This is a genomic window from Amycolatopsis sp. cg9, from assembly GCF_041346945.1.
Taxonomy (GTDB): Bacteria; Actinomycetota; Actinomycetes; order Mycobacteriales; family Pseudonocardiaceae; genus Amycolatopsis.
Genome location: NZ_CP166850.1, coordinates 9,836,468 through 9,855,009, shown reverse-complemented (window position 1 = coordinate 9,855,009; position 18,542 = coordinate 9,836,468). Strand labels below are relative to the sequence as shown.

General features: G+C 73.2%; 19 protein-coding genes. 15 read left to right on the top strand and 4 right to left on the bottom strand.

The features are described 5' to 3' along the window. Positions 1 to 4: 4 nt before the first annotated feature. The 3 genes from AB5J73_RS45245 (at position 5) to AB5J73_RS45235 (ending at position 2,527) form a co-directional block, all read left to right on the top strand. Entirely contained in the window at positions 5 to 769 is a 765-nt protein-coding gene (locus AB5J73_RS45245; RefSeq protein WP_370965837.1) for an isocitrate lyase/phosphoenolpyruvate mutase family protein, read from the top strand. Positions 770 to 801: 32 nt separating this feature from the next. Next, positions 802 to 1,818: an aminotransferase class V-fold PLP-dependent enzyme gene (locus tag AB5J73_RS45240; RefSeq protein ID WP_370965835.1), complete on the top strand. Its 1,017-nt coding sequence runs from the start codon at positions 802 to 804 to the stop codon at positions 1,816 to 1,818. Between the two features lie 88 nt (positions 1,819 to 1,906). Next, positions 1,907 to 2,527 carry a hypothetical protein gene (locus tag AB5J73_RS45235; protein ID WP_370973530.1) on the top strand — a complete coding sequence of 207 codons (621 nt, stop codon included), beginning with the start codon at positions 1,907 to 1,909 and terminating at the stop codon, positions 2,525 to 2,527. A gap of 51 nt (positions 2,528 to 2,578) precedes the next feature. Here AB5J73_RS45235 and AB5J73_RS45230 read toward each other — a convergent pair whose 3' ends face one another. Then, the gene (locus tag AB5J73_RS45230; protein ID WP_370965833.1) at positions 2,579 to 3,508 is read right to left on the bottom strand and encodes a ferritin-like domain-containing protein; all 930 of its coding nucleotides are present in this window, start codon (positions 3,506 to 3,508) and stop codon (positions 2,579 to 2,581) included. Between the two features lie 117 nt (positions 3,509 to 3,625). Here AB5J73_RS45230 and rimP point away from each other — a divergent pair, with 117 nt between their 5' ends. From rimP to AB5J73_RS45195, 7 genes are all read left to right on the top strand, one after another. Next, positions 3,626 to 4,159: a ribosome maturation factor RimP gene (gene rimP, locus AB5J73_RS45225; protein WP_370965831.1), complete on the top strand. Its 534-nt coding sequence runs from the start codon at positions 3,626 to 3,628 to the stop codon at positions 4,157 to 4,159. Then, the gene (gene nusA, locus AB5J73_RS45220) at positions 4,156 to 5,202 is read left to right on the top strand and encodes a transcription termination factor NusA (RefSeq protein WP_370965829.1); all 1,047 of its coding nucleotides are present in this window, start codon (positions 4,156 to 4,158) and stop codon (positions 5,200 to 5,202) included. Before rimP ends, nusA begins: the two co-directional genes overlap by 4 nt. A 110-nt stretch (positions 5,203 to 5,312) precedes the next feature. Then, the gene (locus tag AB5J73_RS45215) at positions 5,313 to 5,597 is read left to right on the top strand and encodes a YlxR family protein (protein WP_370965827.1); all 285 of its coding nucleotides are present in this window, start codon (positions 5,313 to 5,315) and stop codon (positions 5,595 to 5,597) included. Positions 5,598 to 5,675: 78 nt separating this feature from the next. Further along, positions 5,676 to 8,666, top strand: coding sequence for a translation initiation factor IF-2 (infB, locus tag AB5J73_RS45210; RefSeq protein WP_370965825.1), 2,991 nt, complete (start codon positions 5,676 to 5,678; stop codon positions 8,664 to 8,666). A gap of 69 nt (positions 8,667 to 8,735) precedes the next feature. Continuing rightward, positions 8,736 to 9,029, top strand: coding sequence for a DUF503 domain-containing protein (locus AB5J73_RS45205; protein WP_323331477.1), 294 nt, complete (start codon positions 8,736 to 8,738; stop codon positions 9,027 to 9,029). A gap of 19 nt (positions 9,030 to 9,048) precedes the next feature. Then, a complete protein-coding gene (gene rbfA / locus AB5J73_RS45200; protein ID WP_370965823.1) occupies positions 9,049 to 9,525 on the top strand; it encodes a 30S ribosome-binding factor RbfA in 477 nt (158 codons plus the stop codon). A 3-nt stretch (positions 9,526 to 9,528) separates the two neighbouring features. Further along, on the top strand, positions 9,529 to 10,344 hold the full coding sequence (locus AB5J73_RS45195) for an alpha/beta hydrolase (protein ID WP_370965821.1): 816 nt from the start codon (positions 9,529 to 9,531) through the stop codon (positions 10,342 to 10,344). Here the strand turns inward: AB5J73_RS45195 and AB5J73_RS45190 are convergent. After that, entirely contained in the window at positions 10,341 to 10,958 is a 618-nt protein-coding gene (locus AB5J73_RS45190; RefSeq protein ID WP_370965819.1) for a class I SAM-dependent methyltransferase, read from the bottom strand. The two genes, AB5J73_RS45195 and AB5J73_RS45190, sit on opposite strands and share 4 nt — an antisense overlap. Next, complete coding sequence (locus AB5J73_RS45185) at positions 10,955 to 11,497, bottom strand: TetR/AcrR family transcriptional regulator (protein ID WP_370965817.1); 543 nt, start codon at positions 11,495 to 11,497, stop codon at positions 10,955 to 10,957. Before AB5J73_RS45185 ends, AB5J73_RS45190 begins: the two co-directional genes overlap by 4 nt. A gap of 167 nt (positions 11,498 to 11,664) precedes the next feature. Here AB5J73_RS45185 and AB5J73_RS45180 point away from each other — a divergent pair, with 167 nt between their 5' ends. Both AB5J73_RS45180 and AB5J73_RS45175 read left to right on the top strand, forming a co-directional pair. Next, positions 11,665 to 11,892, top strand: coding sequence for a hypothetical protein (locus AB5J73_RS45180; RefSeq protein WP_370965815.1), 228 nt, complete (start codon positions 11,665 to 11,667; stop codon positions 11,890 to 11,892). A 55-nt stretch (positions 11,893 to 11,947) separates the two neighbouring features. Further along, on the top strand, positions 11,948 to 13,054 hold the full coding sequence (locus tag AB5J73_RS45175; protein WP_370965813.1) for an SPFH domain-containing protein: 1,107 nt from the start codon (positions 11,948 to 11,950) through the stop codon (positions 13,052 to 13,054). Between the two features lie 27 nt (positions 13,055 to 13,081). Here the strand turns inward: AB5J73_RS45175 and AB5J73_RS45170 are convergent, their stop codons facing one another. Further along, positions 13,082 to 14,113, bottom strand: a complete 1,032-nt coding sequence (locus AB5J73_RS45170; RefSeq protein WP_370965811.1) for a TRM11 family methyltransferase — start codon at positions 14,111 to 14,113, stop codon at positions 13,082 to 13,084. A gap of 25 nt (positions 14,114 to 14,138) precedes the next feature. On the opposite strand from AB5J73_RS45170, the gene AB5J73_RS45165 reads away from it, so the two are divergent. The 3 genes from AB5J73_RS45165 (at position 14,139) to AB5J73_RS45155 (ending at position 18,519) form a co-directional block, all read left to right on the top strand. Then, positions 14,139 to 15,128, top strand: a complete 990-nt coding sequence (locus AB5J73_RS45165) for a bifunctional oligoribonuclease/PAP phosphatase NrnA (protein WP_370965809.1) — start codon at positions 14,139 to 14,141, stop codon at positions 15,126 to 15,128. 84 nt (positions 15,129 to 15,212) lie between these two features. Beyond that, entirely contained in the window at positions 15,213 to 16,532 is a 1,320-nt protein-coding gene (locus tag AB5J73_RS45160) for an MATE family efflux transporter (RefSeq protein ID WP_370973528.1), read from the top strand. Between the two features lie 661 nt (positions 16,533 to 17,193). Then, the gene (locus tag AB5J73_RS45155; protein ID WP_370965807.1) at positions 17,194 to 18,519 is read left to right on the top strand and encodes a nitrate/nitrite transporter; all 1,326 of its coding nucleotides are present in this window, start codon (positions 17,194 to 17,196) and stop codon (positions 18,517 to 18,519) included. Positions 18,520 to 18,542: the final 23 nt, after the last annotated feature.

The window sequence follows — 18,542 nt, the reverse complement described above, 5'->3', positions numbered from 1 at the left end:
GGGCATGGACGAATTCCGTGCCCTGCACGTCCCCGGTTCCCCGCTGCTGCTGCCCAACGCGTGGGAGTTCGGCGTCGGCGCCTTCCTCGCCGCGCAGGGCTTCCGCGCACTGGGCACGACGAGCCTCGGCGTGTCCGCGGCGGCCGGGGAGCCGGACGGCGCGCCGTCGACGCGGGCCGCGACCGTCGCACTGGCCACCCGCCTGACCCGGCTGGACGCGCTGGTGAGCGTCGACCTCGCCGACGGCTTCGGCGCGGACCCGGCCGCGGTCGCCGACCTCGCGGCCGAGCTGGCCGGCGCCGGGGTCGTGGGCGTCAACCTCGAAGACGGCCGCGCCGACGGCTCGCTGGCCACGGTCGACGTCCAGTGCGCGCTGGTCACGGCCGTGAAGGAGCGGGTGCCGGAGCTGTTCGTCAACGCGCGGACGGACACGCACTGGGCGGGCGACCGCTCGGTCGCCGAGGCCGAGCAGCGGGTGCGGGCCTACGCGGCGGCGGGCGCGGACGGCGTGTTCGTGCCCGGCCTCGCCGAGCCGGCGGACGTCGAGCGGATCGTCGCCGCCGGCCTCCCGCTCAACCTGCTGTTCCTGCCCGGGAAGGTCACCGTCGCCGGGCTGGCGGAGCTGGGGGTCGCGCGGATCAGCCTGGGCTCGCTGCCGTACCGGATGGCCCTCGCGGCCGCCGCCGAGACCGCGCGGGCCGTGCGCGACGGCCGTGACCTGCCGCTGAGCCCGCCGTCCTACGCCGACGTCGCCGCGCTGCTGCCGTAATCGGCTTGCCCCGGTCTGCTTGAGTCGGAGGCATGCGCGCCTTCGGAACCGACTTCGCCGTCCCGCCCGGCTACCTGAACACGCCCAGCGTGGGCGTCCCGCCGGCGCCGGTGGCCGAAGCCGTGGCCGAGTCGGTCGAGCGCTGGCGGACCGGCGCGACCCGGCCGGGCGAGTTCGACCAGTACGTCGTGCGGTCGCGGGCCGGGTTCGCCCGGCTGCTCGGCGTCGACCCCGCGCGGGTCGCGATCGGGGCGTCGGCCTCGCAGCTCGTCGCCAACGTCGCCGCGGCCCTGCCCCCGGGCACCCGCGTCCTGGCCGCCGAGGGCGACTTCACCAGCGTCACGTTCCCCTTCGCGGCGAACCCGGGCGTCGCGGTCACCGAAGTGCCGTTGGCGCTGCTGGCCGAGCGCGTCGAAGGCCACGACGTCGTCGCGGTGAGCGTCGTCCAGTCCGCCGACGGCCGGATCGCGGACCTGCCGGCCCTGCGCGCGGCCGCCGAAGCCGCGGGGGCGGCGGTGCTGCTGGACGCCACCCAGGCGGCCGGCTGGCTGCCGCTGGACGTCGCCTGGGCCGACTGGGTGGTCGCGGCGGGCTACAAGTGGCTGCTCTCGCCGCGCGGCTGCGCGTGGCTCCACGTGCGGCCGGACGCGCACGAGCGCACCCGGCCGGTCGCGGCGAACTGGTACGCGGGGGAGGACGACCCGTGGACCACCGTCTACGGCCTCCCGCTGCGCCTGGCCGGCGACGCGCGCGCGTTCGACCTCTCGCCGGTGTGGCTCGCCCAGGTCGGCGCCGCGGCGGCGCTGGAGTACCTCGACGGGGTGGACTTGGCGCAGGTCCACGCGCACAACACCGGGCTGGCCGACGCGCTGCTGGAGAAGCTCGGGCTGCCCCCGCGCGGCACCGCGATCGTCTCGCTCGACGCCGATCCCGAGCGGCTGGCCTCGGCCGGGATCGCGGCGAGCGTCCGCGGCGGCCGGGTGCGGGTCGGCTTCCACCTCTACAACACCGCTGACGACGTCGAACGCGTCTTACCCGCATTCGAGTGAACCTCGCCGCGGCGGTGAACTACCGTATGACCCCGTGGTTGGTGCTCGTTTCACCCCAGGCCCGTCCGACACGGCCCCGCTGGGCGCGGTGCCCCCGCAGCCCCGCCCGCCGGCGCCGGGCCCGCCGGCGCGCGACACCCGGTCCCTGCTGCTCAGGGGCGCCGGGCTGGTCGCGATCGCCGTCGTCGCCGGGCTGCTGTGGTTCCTGATCCGGCACGACTCGACCTCCGACGAGCCGGTCGCGCAGCCGCCGGCCCAGAGCTCGGGGGCCTACCAATTCACGAAGGTCGCGGGGCCGGTGCGCTCGGACGACTGCCCGGCGAAGTCCTACGGCAAGACCAAGGAGTTCTTCCAGGACAACCCGTGCCAGTCGCTGGTCCGCGCGCTGTACACGACCGAGACCGGCGGCGCCAAGGCGCTGGTCTCCGTGGCCGTCGTGGGGATGCCGGACTCGTCGAAGGCCAAGTCGCTCAAGGCGCTGACCGAGAAGGACGGCACCGGCAACGTGACGGACCTGGTCCGCGACAAGACGTTCGCGGGCACGGGCACCCCGAGCGTGAGCGGCGCCGACGCGGCATACGCGTCGAAGGTGGACGGCACGGACACGGTGATCGTGCTGGCCGACTTCTACGACAAGCACTCCGACAAGGCCCTGATCGAGAAGATCGCCGACGACGCCCTCCGCCTCTCGGCCGACCTCCACTCCTGACCGCCGTTCGTGAAGGCCACCTCGAGGTCCTCGAGGTGGCCTTCACGAACATCAGCTCGCCTGGCCTGGCATCGCGATCGCCGTGGGCTTCTCGCCCGCCTCGGAGCGCCACGGGGTGCCGCGGCGGGACGCGGCGACCAGCGCGTGCAGCGCCGTCGTCCGCAGCCCCGCGTCGTCGGTGTGGTTCACCACGGCCAGCCACGCCGAAGCGCAGTCGGCCTCGGCCGTCGCGACGACCTGGGACGCCGACTTCGCGTCCGTCACCGGGTTCTTCGGCACGTACGCGGCTTCGGGCGCGACCGGTGTCGCCCCCGAGGCCGCCAGCGTCGTCTGCAGGAAGTCGCGGCGCAGGGCGTGTTCCGCGGCGCCGCTCTTCTCGCCCTCGCTGAAGTCGGCCGGCAGGAACGCGCCCACCAGTCCGTACACCCAGACGGCGGCGTGCTCGGCGGCCAGCGCCGTCTGCAGCGGGTCCACCACCTCCGCGGGCACCGCGCCCCCGGGCGCGACGCCCACCTTCGGCGCGTCCTCGCCCGGGCCCAGCGCGGGGTCGATGCGCTGCAGCGCCGCGCAGCCCGCCGCCACCGCCGCGACCAGCCCGGCGCGGTAGCGCGGCAGGCCGCCGACGAGGTCTTCGGCCTGCTTGCGGGCCGCCGCCAGCCGGTCCTTCAGGTCGCCCAGCGCCGCCGGGGCGGGCGGGGCCGGTGACGACGACGGTTTCGGCCGGTTCAAGCGGTCCACTTCGGACTTGAGCGCGGCCGCGTGCGCCGCGCGCGCGGCGGCGAGCTGGCCGGCGGCGTCGTCGCCCTTGGCGAGGGCCTTCGCGGCCGTGGCGTCCGCGTCGGCGGCGGCCAGCAACGGCTGCAGGGGGTCGGGGCTTTCGTCGTAGCCGGGCCCGCAGGCGGCGAGCGGGACGGCCAGCGCGGCCAGCGCCCCCGCGCGGAGGGCGGCACGACGGGTCAGGTCGGTCGGTCTTCCGGTCACGTCGGCCCATCCTGCCAGGCCCCCGGCCGCCCCCGCCGCTCGCGCGGCCCGAGCGGGCGACCGGATAAGCTGGTCCACCACCGACCCGACACCCAGTCCGAGCAAGGAGACCCCCACGTGCCAGGAGAACTCGCCAGCCGGCTCCAGCCGATAGTGGCCGAAGCCGTCACCGCCGCGGGTTTCGACCTCGACTCGTTCGAGGTGCAACAGGCCGGCCGGCGGCAGCTGGTCAAGGTCGTCGTCGACGCCGACGACGGGGTCGGGCTGGACGAGGTCGCCGAGGTCAGCCGCAAGGTCTCGGCGGTGCTCGACGAGAACGACCACGTGCTCGCGAGCGCCTACACGCTGGAGGTCACCTCGCCGGGGCTCGACCGCCCGCTCACGCAGGCCCGCCACTGGCGGCGCGCGCGGTTCCGGCTCGTGAAGATCACCCCGGCCGACGGCACGGCCTTCATCGGCCGGGTCGGCCACGCGGGCGCGTCCGCCGCCCGCGTCCTCGAAGGCGGCAAGCTCCGCGACGTCCGCTACGCCGACGTGGCGAAGGCGGTCGTGGAGATCGAGTTCAAGCAGCCGCCCGCCGAGGACCTGAAACTGCTCGAAGACGACGCGTCCGGCATCATCGCGGCCGAGACGGAGAAGGGGTCGAAGTGAACGTCGACATCGCCGCGCTGCGGGCGATCGAACGGGACAAGGACATCCCCTTCGAAACGGTGATCGAGGCCATCGAGACGGCCTTGCTCACCGCGTACAAGCACACCGAGGGCCACCAGCCGCACGCCCGCATCGACATCGACCGCAAGACGGGCCTGGTGCGCGTCCTCGCGCACACGCTGACCCACGACGGCCAGGTTGACGAGGAGTGGGACGACACCCCCGAGGGCTTCGGCCGGATCGCCGCCACCACCGCGCGCCAGGTCATCCTGCAGCGGCTGCGCGACGCCGAGCACGAGAAGACCTTCGGCGAGTTCTCCACCAAGGAGGGCGAGATCGTCGCCGGCGTGATCCAGCGCGACGCCCGCGCCAACGCCCGCGGCATGGTCGTGGTCCAGGTGGGCGACACCGAGGGCGTGCTGCCGTCCGCCGAGCAGGTGGCGGGGGAGTCCTACGAGCACGGCAGCCGGATCAAGGCGTACGTGGTCACCGTCTCGCGCGGCAACCGCGGCCCGCAGATCACGCTCTCGCGCTCGCACCCCAACCTGGTGCGCAAGCTGTTCGCGCTCGAGGTGCCGGAGATCGCCGACGGGACCGTCGAGATCGCCGCCGTCGCGCGCGAACCGGGGCACCGCACCAAGATCGCGGTCAAGTCCACCGTGCCGGGCGTCAACGCCAAGGGCGCCTGCATCGGCCCGGTCGGCGCGCGCGTGCGCAACGTGATGAGCGAGCTGGCCGGCGAGAAGATCGACATCATCGACTTCTCCGACGACCCGGCCCGCTTCGTCGGGAATGCGCTGTCGCCCGCCAAGGTTGTTTCGGTACGAGTCGTGGACGAGCGGGCGAAGACCGCCCGCGTCGTGGTGCCGGACTTCCAGCTGTCGCTGGCGATCGGCAAGGAGGGCCAGAACGCCCGCCTCGCCGCCCGCCTGACCGGTTGGCGGATCGACATCCGCAGCGATGCCGCGCCGGCCGAAGACGAGGGTGATCAAGACCACGCCGGTCCGACGCGGCCCGCCGCGACAACCGGTTCGGCTGAGTGAAGGTCGAAGCGCTAGACTCAGGAGTGGTTCAACGCCCGCGGCGGGTAGCCGAGCACCAGCCCCACCGGATTTCCCCGGTGCGGACTTGTGTCGGCTGCAAGCGGCGGGCATTGATCGGTGAGCTGCTGCGCGTGGTCGCGGTGGCCGGGCGGGTGGTCGTCGACGGACGTCGGCGGCTGCCGGGCCGGGGAGCTTGGCTGCACCCCGACCCGGACTGCCTGGCCAAGGCCGAACGGCGGCGGGCCTTCCCCAGAGCCCTGCGGGCGACGGGGGCGCTCGACGCCCGGGAGGTCCGCGAGCACGTCGAGCACACCGCCACGCACCACGAACCCGGGACGTCCCCGGAGTCGCGAGGAAGCAAGGAAGCAGGTCGACCCGTCATGAGTCAGCCGTGAAGCTGAAGCCATGAGCGTCAGACAATAAGGACGAGGTCAGCGGGTTTTCCGCCTGGCCTCCCCTAGATGAGGAGAGTTGTGCCAGGCAAGGCCCGCGTACACGAGCTCGCGAAAGAGCTCGGCATCACCAGCAAGGACGTTCTCGCGAAGTTGAAGGAACAGGGCGAGTTCGTCAAGTCCGCGTCGTCCACGGTCGAGGCGCCCGTCGCCCGCCGTCTCCGCGACGCGTATGCGCCCAAGGGCGCCAAGAAGCCCACCCCCGGTCCGTCGGCGCGTCCCGGCCCGCCGGCCGCCAAGCCCGGCGCGCCCGCCGCCCCGAAGCCCCCCGCGCCTGCCCAGCAGGCTCCGGCGGCCAAGGCGGCACCCGCTCCGGCCGCGCCGGCTCCGGCCGCGCCCCAGCAGCAGGCGCCCGTCGCCTCGAAGCCGGCCGCTCCGGGGCAGCGCCCCGGCCCGCGGCCCGGCCCCCGGCCGGCGACGCCCGCACCCCAGCAGCAGGTCCCGGCCGCGAAAGCCGAAGCTCCTGCCGCGCCCAAGCAGGACACCCCGGCCGCGCCCGCACAGGGCGGCACCGGCTCGGTCGTCCCGCCGAAGCCGCAGGGCCCCAAGCCCGGCGGTCCCAAGCCCGGCCCGCGCACCCCGCGCGTCGGCAACAACCCGTTCGGCGTCGGTTCCGGCGCCCCGGCTCCGCGTCCGCAGGCCCCGCGCCCCGGTGGCGGGCAGGGCGGCGACAACCGCCCGCCGCGTCCCGGTGGCGGTCAGGGCGGCGGTGACCGTCCGGCCCCGCGGCCCGGCGGCGGCGCCGGTGGCAACCGGCCGAGCCCGGGCAACATGCCCCCGCGGCCGAACCCCGGCATGATGCCGGGCCGCACGCAGCGTCCCGCCGGTCCCGGTGGCGGCGCCCGCGGTGGCCCCGGTGGCGGCGCCCGTGGCGGCCCCGGTGGCGGCGGCGGTCGTCCCGGTGGCGGTGGCGGCGGTTTCCGCGGCGGTCCCGGTGGCGGTGGCGGCGGCGGTGGCTTCCGCGGCGGTCCCGGTGGCGGTGGCGGTGGCGGCGGTTTCCGCCCGGGTGGCGGCACCGGTGCCCCGGCCGGCGGCGGCGGCTTCCGCGGCGGCGGCGGTGGCCGTGGCGGCCCCGGCGGCCGTGGCGGCACGGCGGGTGCCTTCGGGCGGCCCGGTGGTCCCTCGCGCAAGGGCCGCAAGTCGAAGCGGCAGAAGCGCCAGGAGTACATGGACAACATGCAGGCGCCCAGCGTCGGCGGCGTCCGCCTGCCCAAGGGGCAGGGCGAGACGATCCGGCTGCCGCGGGGTGCTTCGCTGACCGACTTCGCCGAGAAGATCGACGCCAACCCGGCTTCGCTGGTGCAGGTGCTCTTCCACCTCGGCGAGATGGTCACCGCGACGCAGTCCGTGTCGGACGACATCCTCGAGCTGCTCGGCGGCGAAATGAACTACACGGTTCAGGTCGTCAGCCCCGAGGAAGAGGACCGCGAGCTGCTGGAGACCTTCGACATCACCTACGGCGACGACGCGGGTGGCGAAGAGGATCTGCAGGTCCGGCCGCCGGTCGTGACCATCATGGGTCACGTCGACCACGGTAAGACCCGCCTGCTCGACACGATCCGGAAGACGAAGGTCCGCGAGAGCGAGGCCGGCGGCATCACGCAGCACATCGGTGCGTACCAGATCGAGACCGAGCTCGAGGGCAACCCGCGCCTGATCACCTTCATCGACACCCCGGGTCACGAGGCGTTCACCGCCATGCGTGCCCGTGGTGCGAACTCGACCGACATCGCGGTGATCGTGGTGGCGGCCGACGACGGTGTGATGCCGCAGACGGTCGAGGCGATCAACCACGCGCAGGCCGCCAAGGCCCCGATCGTGGTCGCGATCAACAAGATCGACAAGGAAGGCGCGAACCCGGACAAGATCCGGCAGCAGCTGACCGAGTACGGCCTGGTCGCCGAGGAGTACGGCGGCGACACGATGTTCGTCGAGATCTCCGCGCGGCAGAACATCAACATCGACGGCCTGCTCGAGGCGATCCTGCTGACCGCGGACGCCGCTCTGGACCTCCGGGCCAATCCGGACATGGAGGCCCAGGGTGTCGCGATCGAGGCGCACCTCGACCGCGGCCGCGGCCCGGTGGCCACCGTCCTGGTCCAGCGCGGCACGCTGCGTGTCGGCGACTCGGTCGTGGCGGGTGACGCCTACGGCCGCGTCCGCCGGATGGTCGACGAGCACAACGTCGACGTCACCGAGGCGCTGCCGTCGCGTCCCGTCCAGGTCATCGGGTTCACCTCGGTGCCGGGTGCGGGCGACACCTTCCTGGTGGTCGACGAGGACCGCGTCGCCCGGCAGATCGCCGAGCGCCGCGCCGCTCGTACGCGCAACGCGCTCAACGCGTCGCGCCGCAAGCGGGTCAGCCTCGAGGACCTCGACTCCGCCTTGAAGGAGACGAACAGCCTCAACCTGATCATCAAGGGTGACAACTCGGGTACGGTCGAGGCCCTCGAAGCCTCGCTGCTCCAGCTGGACGTCGGCGACGAGGTCGAGCTGAACGTGGTCCACCGCGGTGTCGGTGGCGTGACCGAGTCGGACATCGACCTGGCGACCGCGTCCGACGCGATCGTCCTCGGGTTCAACGTCCGCGCCCAGGGCAAGGCGACCGAGCGGGCCACCCGCGAGGGCGTCGACGTCCGGTACTACACGGTCATCTACCAGGCGATCGACGAGATCGAGCAGGCCCTCAAGGGCATGCTCAAGCCGGAGTACGAAGAGGTCGAGCTGGGCCGCGCGGAGGTCCGCGAGGTCTTCAAGTCCTCCAAGATCGGCACGATCGCGGGTTGCCTGGTCATGTCCGGCGAGATCCGGCGCAACGCCCGGGCGCGTCTGCTCCGCGACGGCACCGTCGTGGCGGAGAACCTGCCGATCAGCTCGCTGCGGCGGTTCAAGGACGACGTGGTCGAGGTTCGCGAAGGCTACGAGTGCGGTCTGACGCTCGGTTCGTACGGTGACATCAAGGTCGACGACCTGATCGAGACGTACGAGCAGCGCGAAAAGCCCCGCGCGTAAGGACGATCGACACCGGGTGTGCGTTCCGCGCACACCCGGTGTCTCCCTACTACACCACCAAAACTGCCTATGTTCGTCGGAGCTCTCGAGCTCGACATCCTGCTCGGCGACGTCCATTCGCTGAAGCAGAAGCGGTCCGTGGTCCGTCCGGTGCTGGCCGAGGTGCGCAAGCGCTTCGCCGTGTCGGTGGCCGAGGCCGGGCACACCGACCTGCACCGCCGGACCCTCATCGGGGTGGCCGTGGTCGCCGAAGGTGGCGAGCACGTCCGGGACGTGCTCGACTCGTGTGAGCGGTACGTGGCGAGCAGACCGGAGTTCGAACTCCTGTCCGCCCACCGCCGGCTGCTCGGTCCAGACGATTAGATCTTCCTAGGAGAACGACATGGCCGATCCTGCTCGGGCTCGCAAGCTCGCCAAGCGGATCTCGCAGATCGTCGCGTCCGCGATCGAACACGAGGTCAAGGACCCGCGCCTGGACTACGTGACCATCACGGACACGAAGGTCACCGGCGACCTGCACGACGCGACCGTCTACTACACGGTGCTCGGCGAGAAGCTGGACTCCGTCCCGGACTTCGCGGGCGCGGCCGCCGCGCTCGAATCGGCGCGCGGCGTGCTGCGCACCAAGGTCGGGCAGGGCACCGGCGTCCGCTACACGCCGACGCTGACGTTCGTCGCCGACACGATTCCGGAGGAGTCGAAGCGGATCGAAGACCTCCTCGCCAAGGCCCGCGAGGCCGACGCGGAGGTCGCCCGCCGCGCGACCGGCGCCCAGCACGCCGGCGAAGCCGACCCGTACAAGGCGCCTCGCGAAGAGGCCGAAGACGACGAGTTCGCGGAGGAGGAGAGCCGGGGCTGACCCGTGCTTTCCCGCCGCGGCCTGCTCGCCGGCAGCGCACTCGCGCTGCTGGCGGGCTGCTCGCCTGCCGAACCCCCACCCGGCCCGGCCCCGGTGCCGGCGCCGACCCGCCCCTCGGCGCCGCGCGACCCGGTGACGGTCCAGCGGATGCGATCGGCGGCCCGCGGCACCGACGTGGACCTGGTGCTCATCACCCCGGCCGGGATCCCGGCGGCGGGGCTGCCGGTGTGCCTGGCCCTGCACGGCCGTGGCGCGCGGGCGCGGACGTTCCTCTCGCTGGGCGTCCCGGACCTCCTGACGGAGGCCGTTCGCGCCGGTACGCCGCCGTTCGCGGTCGCGGCCGTCGACGGCGACACCTACTGGGTGGACGTCGGTTCCGGGGACGACCCGCAGCGGATGCTCACCGAGGAGGTCCCGGCCTGGCTCGTGGCCCGCGACCTGCGCCCGGCGTCGGCGGTGTTCGGCATTTCGATGGGCGGCTTCGGCGCGCTGAGGTTCGCCCGCGCCCACCCGGACCTGAAGGCGGTGGCGACGGCGAGCGCGGCCCTGTTCGTGGACTGGCCCGACGCCCGCAGCCGCAAGGTGTTCTCCGGCGAGGACAACTGGCGCGCGGAAGAACCGCTGCTGCACACCCCGGACCTCCGCCCGGCCACCCTCGGCGTCTGGTGCGGTGAGTCGGACCCGTTCCTGGGCGCGGACAAGAAACTGGTGAAGGCGGTTTCGCCCGCGGTGTCCCGGTTTTCGCCGGGCGGGCACAAGGACGCGTACTGGCGCGGGATCCTGCCGGACGTCCTGAAGTTCGTGGGGGAGCGGATCTAGCGCTTCGCGAACAGGATCCCTTGCGGCACTTCGGCTTCCTGGTCGAGCAACCACTCGGCATCGACCGTGAACCCGGCTTTCCGCACCCGCCCGGCCAGCCACCACGGCTGCCGCAGGTGGACGTGCACCCGCATCGGGTGCCCGCCGTACCCTTGGGTCTTCAGCCGGCTCCCGGCCCCGACGTGGTAGCCGAGCACGAGTACGCCGCCGGGCCGCAGCACCCGCCGGAACTGCGCCAGCGCCACGGGGACTTCGTCGTCCGGCACGTGGATGAGCGACCAGAACGCGAGCACCCCGGCCACCGACGCGTCGGGCCGGTCCAGGTCGGTCATCGAGCCGACGTCGAACCGCAGCCCGGGGTGGTTCCGCCGCGCGAGCTCGACCATGTTCGGCGAGAGGTCGACCCCGGCGGCGTCGACCCCCAGTGCGTGCAGGTGCGCGGTGACGTGGCCGGGCCCGCACCCGGCGTCCAGCACGGGCCCGTCGGCCCGGGCCGCCAGCACGTCGAGCGCGGCCCGCACGTACGGCCGCGTGGCGACGGCGTCGCGCATGAACTCGGCGTAGCTCTCGGCGACGGTGTCGTAGGAGGTGCGGGTGTCCGCGAGCCAGCTCATCGCGCGCGCAGGCCGTCGAGGACCATGCCGAGCGCCCGCCGCCAATCCGGGGTGGCGGTCGCCGCGGCGAAGACGACGGCGAGGTCGGGCCCGCGGAAATCCGCCCGCAACGCGCCGGCCTCCTGCGCCCGCTCGATGATCCGGTTCATCCGGGAAGCGTTGGCGTGCTTGGCCTTCTCGATTCCCGAGTCCGGGTCGAACACCCGCGAGCACACCTCGGTGAACCCGCGATCGGCGACCTGCATGAGGATCGAGCGTTCGAGGAAGAGCACGAAACCGTCCCAGGGGTCCTCGCAGGCGAGCGCTTCTTCGGTGATGGCTTCGGCTTCCCGGAGCGTCGGCAGGAACGCGGCCTCGACGAGGTCGGCCCGGGTGGGGAACCGGTTGTAGAGCGTCCCGATGGCGACTTCGGCCCGCCGCGCGACTTCGTCGAGCGGAGCGTCGACGCCCTTGGCCCCGAAGACCTCCCGGGCGGCGGCGACCAGCGCCTCCCGGTTGCGCCGGGCGTCCGCGCGCAGGGGACGGTGGTCGACGGTCACGCTCCGGAGTATAGCCAAGCGGAAAGCCCCTCCACGCTCGAACGACCCGCCCGGTTGCCCCCTGATCGGAACCTCACAGCGCCCACCGCCCGTGGCCACCAGGAGCACAATGGGGTTCAGCGGGGGCGCAACCCGCACCGAGGCGGTCAGCGAGGGAGGTCGGCGCCATGCACTCCGACCTCTCCCCGGCGGGCCGGACGGGAGTCCTCCTGGTCGGCACCCGCGGGCAGCGGGGCCCCGGGGAGGTGCTGATCAGGATCAGGGGTGGCCTGGAAACCTTCCTTGCCTGGTCCGACACGGAGCTGCCGAAGGGCACGACCGTCCTGGTCGTGGAAGCCCGGGGACGGCGCACGGTCGACGTCGTGGCGTGGGACGTCTCGGATCCGGCTTCTTAGTGTTCGCGGAAGGACAGCGGTGTTCGGTTATCGCGTTCCGGCCCCCAACGAGGCGATGCTCATCTCCGGGGGCAAGCACAGCAAGGGCTCGTCGCCGTTCCGGGTCGTCACCGGCCACGGCGCGTTCGTCATGCCGGTCTTCCGGAAAGTCCGGTTCCTCACGCTTTCCATGTGCGAGGCCGAAGTGACCGAAGTGTGCGTCACGAAGCAGGCCATCGCCCTGACCGTCCGGGCGGTGATCGCGTTCAAGGTCGGCAACGACACCGAGAGCATCGTCAACGCCGGGCAGCGGTTCCTCTCCGACCAGGACCAGATGTCCGTGCTGACCGGCCGGATCTTCTCCGGTCACCTGCGGTCCATCATCGGGTCGATGACGGTCGAGGAGATCATCACCGAGCGGCAGAAGCTCGCGACCGAGGTGCTCGACGGTTCGGCGGTCGAGATGGCGAAGATCGGGCTCAGCGTCGACGCGTTGCAGATCCAGTCGATCGACGACATGAAACTCGGCTACATCGCCGCGATGGCCGCTCCGCACAACGCCGCCATCCAGCGCGACGCGCAGATCGCGCAGGCGATCGCGAACCAGACCGCGGCGGAGGCGGAGCAGAAGTCGCAGCGGACGCAGGCGGAGTACGCGCGCCAGACGTCCATCGTGCAGGCGCAGTACCGCGCCGAGGTCGACAAGGCACAGGCCGAGGCGGCCCAGGCCGGCCCGCTCGCGCAGGCGCGGGCGCAGCAGGAGGTCATCGACGCGCGCACCGAGCTGGCGCAGCGCGAGGCGGAACTGCGGCAGCAGCAACTGGTCGCCGAGGTCATCAAGCCCGCCGACGCCGAAGCCGAGCGGATCCGCATCCTGGCGCAGGCCGAGGCGGAGAAGATGCGCGTGCAGGCGGAGGCGGCCGCGTCGAACAACCGGGTGGCGCTCGACCGGATGCTCATCGACCAGCTGCCGCAGATCGTCAAGGAAGCCGGCCGCGGGCTGGCCGGCGCGAACGTCAACATCCTCAACGGCGCGGACGGCCTCGGGGAGATGGCCGCGGGCCTCGTCGGCCAGGGACTGTCCATCTTGGACTCGGTGAAGCGGGGCCTGAGCGCACCGCCGGCGCCCGCCGCGGCGGCGCAGGAGAACGGGCAGGTGACCAAGCCCGAGCTCACGCAGTAGCGCTTTGTCGACTCCGGCTCCGCCGGCTCAAGACGTGGGCTTCACCGCGACGACCAGGTCACGCAGGATGGCCTGGTCCACCCGGTGCGCGAACTCCTCCCACGGCCCGCCCTCGCGCACGTCGAGCCCGGCCTTGCGCAGCACCGCAACCAGCTCTTCCCGCGGCAGCACCGTCGTGTTCCACGAGATCCCCAGCGCTCCACCGGGACGCAGCACGCGCGTCCACACCGGGACGGCCGCCGCCAGGAGATCACGCGGGCTCCGCTGCAACCCCGCCTCGCGGTGGCTGCCGTGCTGCACCCCGTACGGCGCGTCGGTCACGATCACGTCGCACGAGTTCGCCCGCAGCACCTCGTCCGTGGTCAGCGTGTCGGCCTGGAAGTAGGTGAGCTTGCGGGTGTCGCCCGCTTTGTACGCTTCCTTGTCCAGCGCGTACTCGATGTCGAGCCGCCGTCCCAGGCGCACCTTGTTGCGGCGCAGCTGGCCGGACTCCGCGGTGTGCTTCACGCGCTTGGTGCGGAGCCAGGTCTTGATGAACGCCTCGTACGCCTCGAAGTCCTTGCCGTCGACGTCCAGGCCGGTGGCGTGCAGGCCGTACATCATCGCCTGGTTCAGCGTCGTCCCCCGCCCGCACAGCGGGTCCAGCAGGTACTTCGCCTTCGGGGAGAACGGGTCCGCGGTCGCCATCAGCGTCACGTTCACCAGCAGCTTCGTGAACAGCTCGTTCGTCTTGCCCGCGTACTTCTGGATGGTCAGCAGGTCCGAGTCCGCCTTCGCCAGCGGCGTCACGGTCACCGGGCGGAGGACGCCGTCGCCGAGCTCGAACAGCGCGTACAACGACGAGAGGTTCGACAGGACCGCCAGGTCGCGCTCGCCCAGCGGGGCGGAACTCGTGAAGCGCACGTACCCCACGCCGCCGAGCTCGGCCTCCTCGATCGCGGACAGCTCGGCCGCCAGTGCCGTGCCGAAGACCGCCAGCTCGGCGCGCAGCAGGGCGGCGGAGGAGGCGGCGTAGACCCGGTTGGCCGACGGGTAGACCAGCATCGCGTACTCAGGCATCCCGCAGAGCGTAGCGTGACGCACCGTGACCCCTACTTCGGCGCAGGACATCCGGGACGCGGCCGCGCTGCTCGCCTCGGCCACCGACGTGACGATCCTCGGCCACATCCGCCCGGACGCGGACGCGCTGGGCAGCGCGCTCGCCCTCGGCCGGGCCCTCCGCCAGCGCGGGGCGAAGGTGCGTGTCTCCTTCGGCGAGCCCGACGAGGCGCCCGAGACGCTGCGGTGGCTCGACGAGGACGGGCTGCTCACCCACCCGGCCGACCTCCCGGCCACCGAGCCCCTGCTGATCTGCGTCGACACGCCGACGCCGAAGCGGCTGGGCCGGCTCGCCGGGCGCGTGGACACCGCCGGCGCCGTGCTGGTCGTCGACCACCACGCCACCAACACGCGCTACGGCACCTGCCACGTCGTCGACGAGGCGGCCGAGGCCAGCGCCGTCCTCGTGTTCCGGATCCTGGACGAACTGGGCGTCGCGCCGGACGAGCCGATCGCGCGCGGGATCTACGCCGGGATCGTCACCGACACCAGCGGGTTCCGCCGGGCCAGCCCGGAGACGCACCGGATGGCGGCGCGGCTCATCGAGGCGGGCGTCGACGCCGAAGCGGTCGTGCGGCGGATCACCGACGAGCGCCCCTTCGCCTGGCTGCCGATGCTGTCGGCCGTGCTGAGCGGGGCCCGGCTGGAACCGGAAGCCGCGCGGGGCAAGGGTTTCGTGCACGCCGTGGTCGGCGTCGAAGCGGCCGGGACGGTGCGCGCGGAGGAAGTCGAGTCGGTCGTCGACGTCGTCCGCTCGGTGCGCGAGGCCGCGGTCGCCGCGGTGCTCAAGCAGGACCTCGCGAACCCGGCCCAGTGGCAGATCTCGTTGCGCTCCATCGGGATCGACGTCTCGGCGGTCGCGGCGGAGTTCGGCGGCGGCGGGCACCGGCAGGCCGCGGGCTGCACGATCCCGGGCACCGCCGAGGAGGTCCTCGCGGGACTGCGCGCCGCGCTGGACCGGGCACCGCTGCTGTAGCCGGCGTCGGACGGCGGCCCGGGAAAGTTCCCGGCTTCCCGCCGGTCAGAACTGCCGGTGGGGCCGGTTAGAGTCCGGATCGTGGTGAACGTGGAGGAGACCGAGCGGGTTCCGGCGAAGCGCGTGCTGGGCTTGGCCGTGCCCGCGCTGGGGGTGCTGGCCGCCGAGCCGCTGTACGTGCTGGTCGACACGGCCGTGGTCGGCCACCTCGACGCGCTGTCGCTGGCCGGGCTCGCGCTGGGCGGGGTCGTGCTGGCGCAGGTGTCGAGCCAGCTGACGTTCCTGTCCTACGGTACGACGTCCCGCACCGCGCGCCTGCACGGCGCCGGCCGCCGCCCGGACGCGGTCCGCGAAGGCGTGCAGGCGACGTGGCTGGCGCTGCTCGTCGGGCTCGTCGTACTGGGCGCGGGCCAGCTGCTCGCGTGGCCGATCGCCCGCGCGCTGTCAGGCAGCGACGAGATCGCCGGCGCGGCCGTGTCGTGGCTGCGCATCGCGCTGTTCGGGGCGCCGCTGATCCTCGTCACCATGGCGGGCAACGGCTGGATGCGCGGGGTCCAGGACGCCGCCAAACCGCTGCGGTACGTGCTGGCGGGCAACGGGATTTCGGCCGTGCTGTGCCCGGTGCTCGTCTACGGGGCCGGGCTCGGCCTGGAGGGCTCGGCGATCGCGAACGTCGTCGCGCAGGTGATCTCGGCGGCGCTGTTCTTCGCGGCGCTGGTGAAGGAGAAGGTCGGGTTGCGCCCGGACTTCGCGGTGATGCGCGCCCAGCTCGGCCTGGGCCGCGACCTGGTCCTGCGCAGCCTGGCGTTCCAGGCGTGCTTCGTCTCGGCGGCGGCGGTCGCGGCCCGGACGTCGACCGAGGCGGTCGGCGCCCACCAGGTGGTGCTGCAGCTGTGGACGTTCCTGGCGCTGGTCCTGGACTCGGTGGCGATCGCGGCGCAGTCGCTGGTCGGCGCGGCACTGGGGGCGAACGCGGCCCGGCAGGCGCGCGGGGTCGCCAACCAGATCACGGGGTACGGGCTGCTGCTGGGGTGCTTCCTGTGCGTCCTGTTCGCGGCGCTGTCGTGGGTGCTGCCGCACGCGTTCACATCCGACCCGGGCGTGCTGGCGGAGATCCCGCACGCGTGGTGGTTCTTCGTGGCCCTGCAGCCGATCGCCGGCGTGGTGTTCGCCTTGGACGGGGTACTGCTGGGCGCGGGCGACGCGGCCTTCCTCCGCAACGCCACCCTCGGCAGCGCGGCGCTGGGCTTCCTGCCGCTGATCTGGGCATCCCTGGCGTTCGGCTGGGGGTTGACGGGGATCTGGACGGGCCTGTCGCTGTTCATGGTGATCCGGCTGGCGTTCGTGGTGGCGCGCTGGCGGTCGGGCAACTGGGCGGTGACAGGCGCGATCCGCCCGGCTTGACCCGGCGTGGGCTTGGCGGCCTTTCGCATCCGGCCGCGGCACTCACCGGCCGGGTGCCAGCCATCGGTCATGGGCTACCTGCTCGCGGGCCGGGCGGCCTCGGTCGGCGAGCCCTGAGCTGTGTGCAGCCGCTTCCCTGCGCGCCAGGCCCGCAGCCCCAACGCAGCCCGTCGGCCATGGACTGCCGGCTCACCGGCCCCGGCCACGCGGCCCGCCCGGTGAGGTCGGAGCCGCGCGCAGCCGCCTCCCGGCGCGCCAGGCCCGAAGCCCTGACCCAGCCGCAGATCACGGGCTGCCGGCTCGCTGGCCGGGTCCGGCCAGCGAGCCCCGAGTCGCGCGCAGCCGCCTCCCTGCCCGCAACCCGAACCCAGCCGACGGTCGTGGGCTGCCGGCTCGCGGCCCGACCGGCCCCGGCCACCTGGTCCACTCAGCGAGCGTCGCGCCGCGCGCCGCCTCCCCGCGCGCCCAGCCCCCGGACCCGTTCACCCGTCCGAGCGATCACCCCCACCCGAGCCCCTGACCACGTGTGACGCCCCCGACCCTGTGGCGAAAACCACCCGGATAACGGCTATGTTTCGCCGTTGCTTAGGCGATACAAGTAGTAGGGACGGCAGCGTGGGCGTTCCACGCCCCGAACACCGCCGAACCCCTGGAGGTCCTTGTGCCGCCCGCCACCGGCCGCGCCACCGCCCGGTCCTGGCTCATCTGGCTCGCCGCCGTCACCGTCTACCTCCTCGCGGTCTTCCACCGCACCTCCTTCGGCGTCGCCGGGCTGCAGGCGGCCGAACGGTTCGGGGTCGGCGCCGCCGCGCTCGGCACCTTCACCGTCCTGCAGGTCGGCGTCTACGCCGCCATGCAGATCCCGACCGGCGTCCTGGTCGACCGCTACGGTCCCCGCCGCGTCCTCGTCGTCGCCGTGCTGATCCTCGGCGCCGGGCAGCTGCTGCTCGGCATCGCGCACTCCTACGGCCTCGGGCTGCTCGCCCGCGGCGTGCTCGGGCTCGGCGACGCACTGACCTTCGTCAGCGTGCTGCGCCTGGTCGCGGCCCACTTCCCGGGCCGCCAGTACGCGCTGCTGACGTCGTTCACCGCCGCCGTCGGCTACATCGGCAACCTCGCCGCCACCGTTCCGCTGGCGTTGCTGCTCGACGTCTCCGGCTGGACCCCCACCTTCCTCGCCGTCGGTGCCCTCACCGTGCTCTACACGCTGGTCGTGGCGCTGCGGGTCCGGGACGTCCCGGCCGGCGAAGCGCTGCCCGTCCGCGAACAGGTCCGGCCGCGCCAGCTCGCCCACCAGGTCGCCGAAGCCTGGCGGACGCCGGGGACGCGGCTGGGCTTCTGGGTCCACTTCAGCACCATGTTCGCCCCCAACGCCCTGACGCTGCTGTGGGGCGTCCCGTGGCTGGTCCAGGGCCAAGGGCAGTCGAAGGCCGCCGCGAGCGCGCTGCTCACCGTGTTCGTCTTCGGGTCGATGGCGGGCGGGCCGCTGCTCGGCGGCGTGATCGGCAGGCACCCGTCGCTGCGGATGCCGCTGGTCGGCGGGTACATCGGCGGCGCCGCGCTGATCTGGGCGGTGCTGCTGAGCTGGCCCGGCACCGTGCCCGTGCCCGTGCTGGTGCCCGCGTTCGCCTTCCTGGCCCTCGGCGGCCCGGCGTCGATGATCGGGTTCGCGCTCGCCCGCGACTACAACCCGCTGTCCCGCGTCGGCACCGCGACCGGCGTGGTCAACGTCGGCGGTTTCGTGGCGACGACGATCGCCGCGCTCGCCGTCGGCGTGCTGCTGCAGTGGACCGGCGGTAACTTCCGGCTGTCGCTGCTGGCGATCGTCGCGATCCTCGCCGTCGGCACGTACCGGATGCTGGTGTGGTGGCGCCGGACCCGCGCCCACCTGTTCCTCGCCGAAGCGCGCGGCGAGGAGCTGCCGGTGCGGATCACCCGCCGCCGCTGGGACGCCGCACTACCGGAGACGCCGATCGTCGCCGCTTGAGCGGCCTGATCGTTCCCCGAGGG

What these genes read in the sequence shown, in the direction of transcription:
- AB5J73_RS45190 (WP_370965819.1), bottom strand. Translation starts at nt 10,958, where the DNA reads ATGAGCTGGCTCGCGGACACCCGCACCTCCTACGACACCGTCGCCGAG.
- rbfA (WP_370965823.1), top strand. Translation starts at nt 9,049, where the DNA reads ATGGCCGATCCTGCTCGGGCTCGCAAGCTCGCCAAGCGGATCTCGCAG.
- AB5J73_RS45240 (WP_370965835.1), top strand. Translation starts at nt 802, where the DNA reads ATGCGCGCCTTCGGAACCGACTTCGCCGTCCCGCCCGGCTACCTGAAC.
- AB5J73_RS45175 (WP_370965813.1), top strand. Translation starts at nt 11,948, where the DNA reads ATGCTCATCTCCGGGGGCAAGCACAGCAAGGGCTCGTCGCCGTTCCGG.
- AB5J73_RS45170 (WP_370965811.1), bottom strand. Translation starts at nt 14,113, where the DNA reads ATGCCTGAGTACGCGATGCTGGTCTACCCGTCGGCCAACCGGGTCTAC.
- AB5J73_RS45205 (WP_323331477.1), top strand. Translation starts at nt 8,736, where the DNA reads ATGTTCGTCGGAGCTCTCGAGCTCGACATCCTGCTCGGCGACGTCCAT.
- AB5J73_RS45245 (WP_370965837.1), top strand. Translation starts at nt 5, where the DNA reads ATGGACGAATTCCGTGCCCTGCACGTCCCCGGTTCCCCGCTGCTGCTG.
- AB5J73_RS45180 (WP_370965815.1), top strand. Translation starts at nt 11,665, where the DNA reads ATGCACTCCGACCTCTCCCCGGCGGGCCGGACGGGAGTCCTCCTGGTC.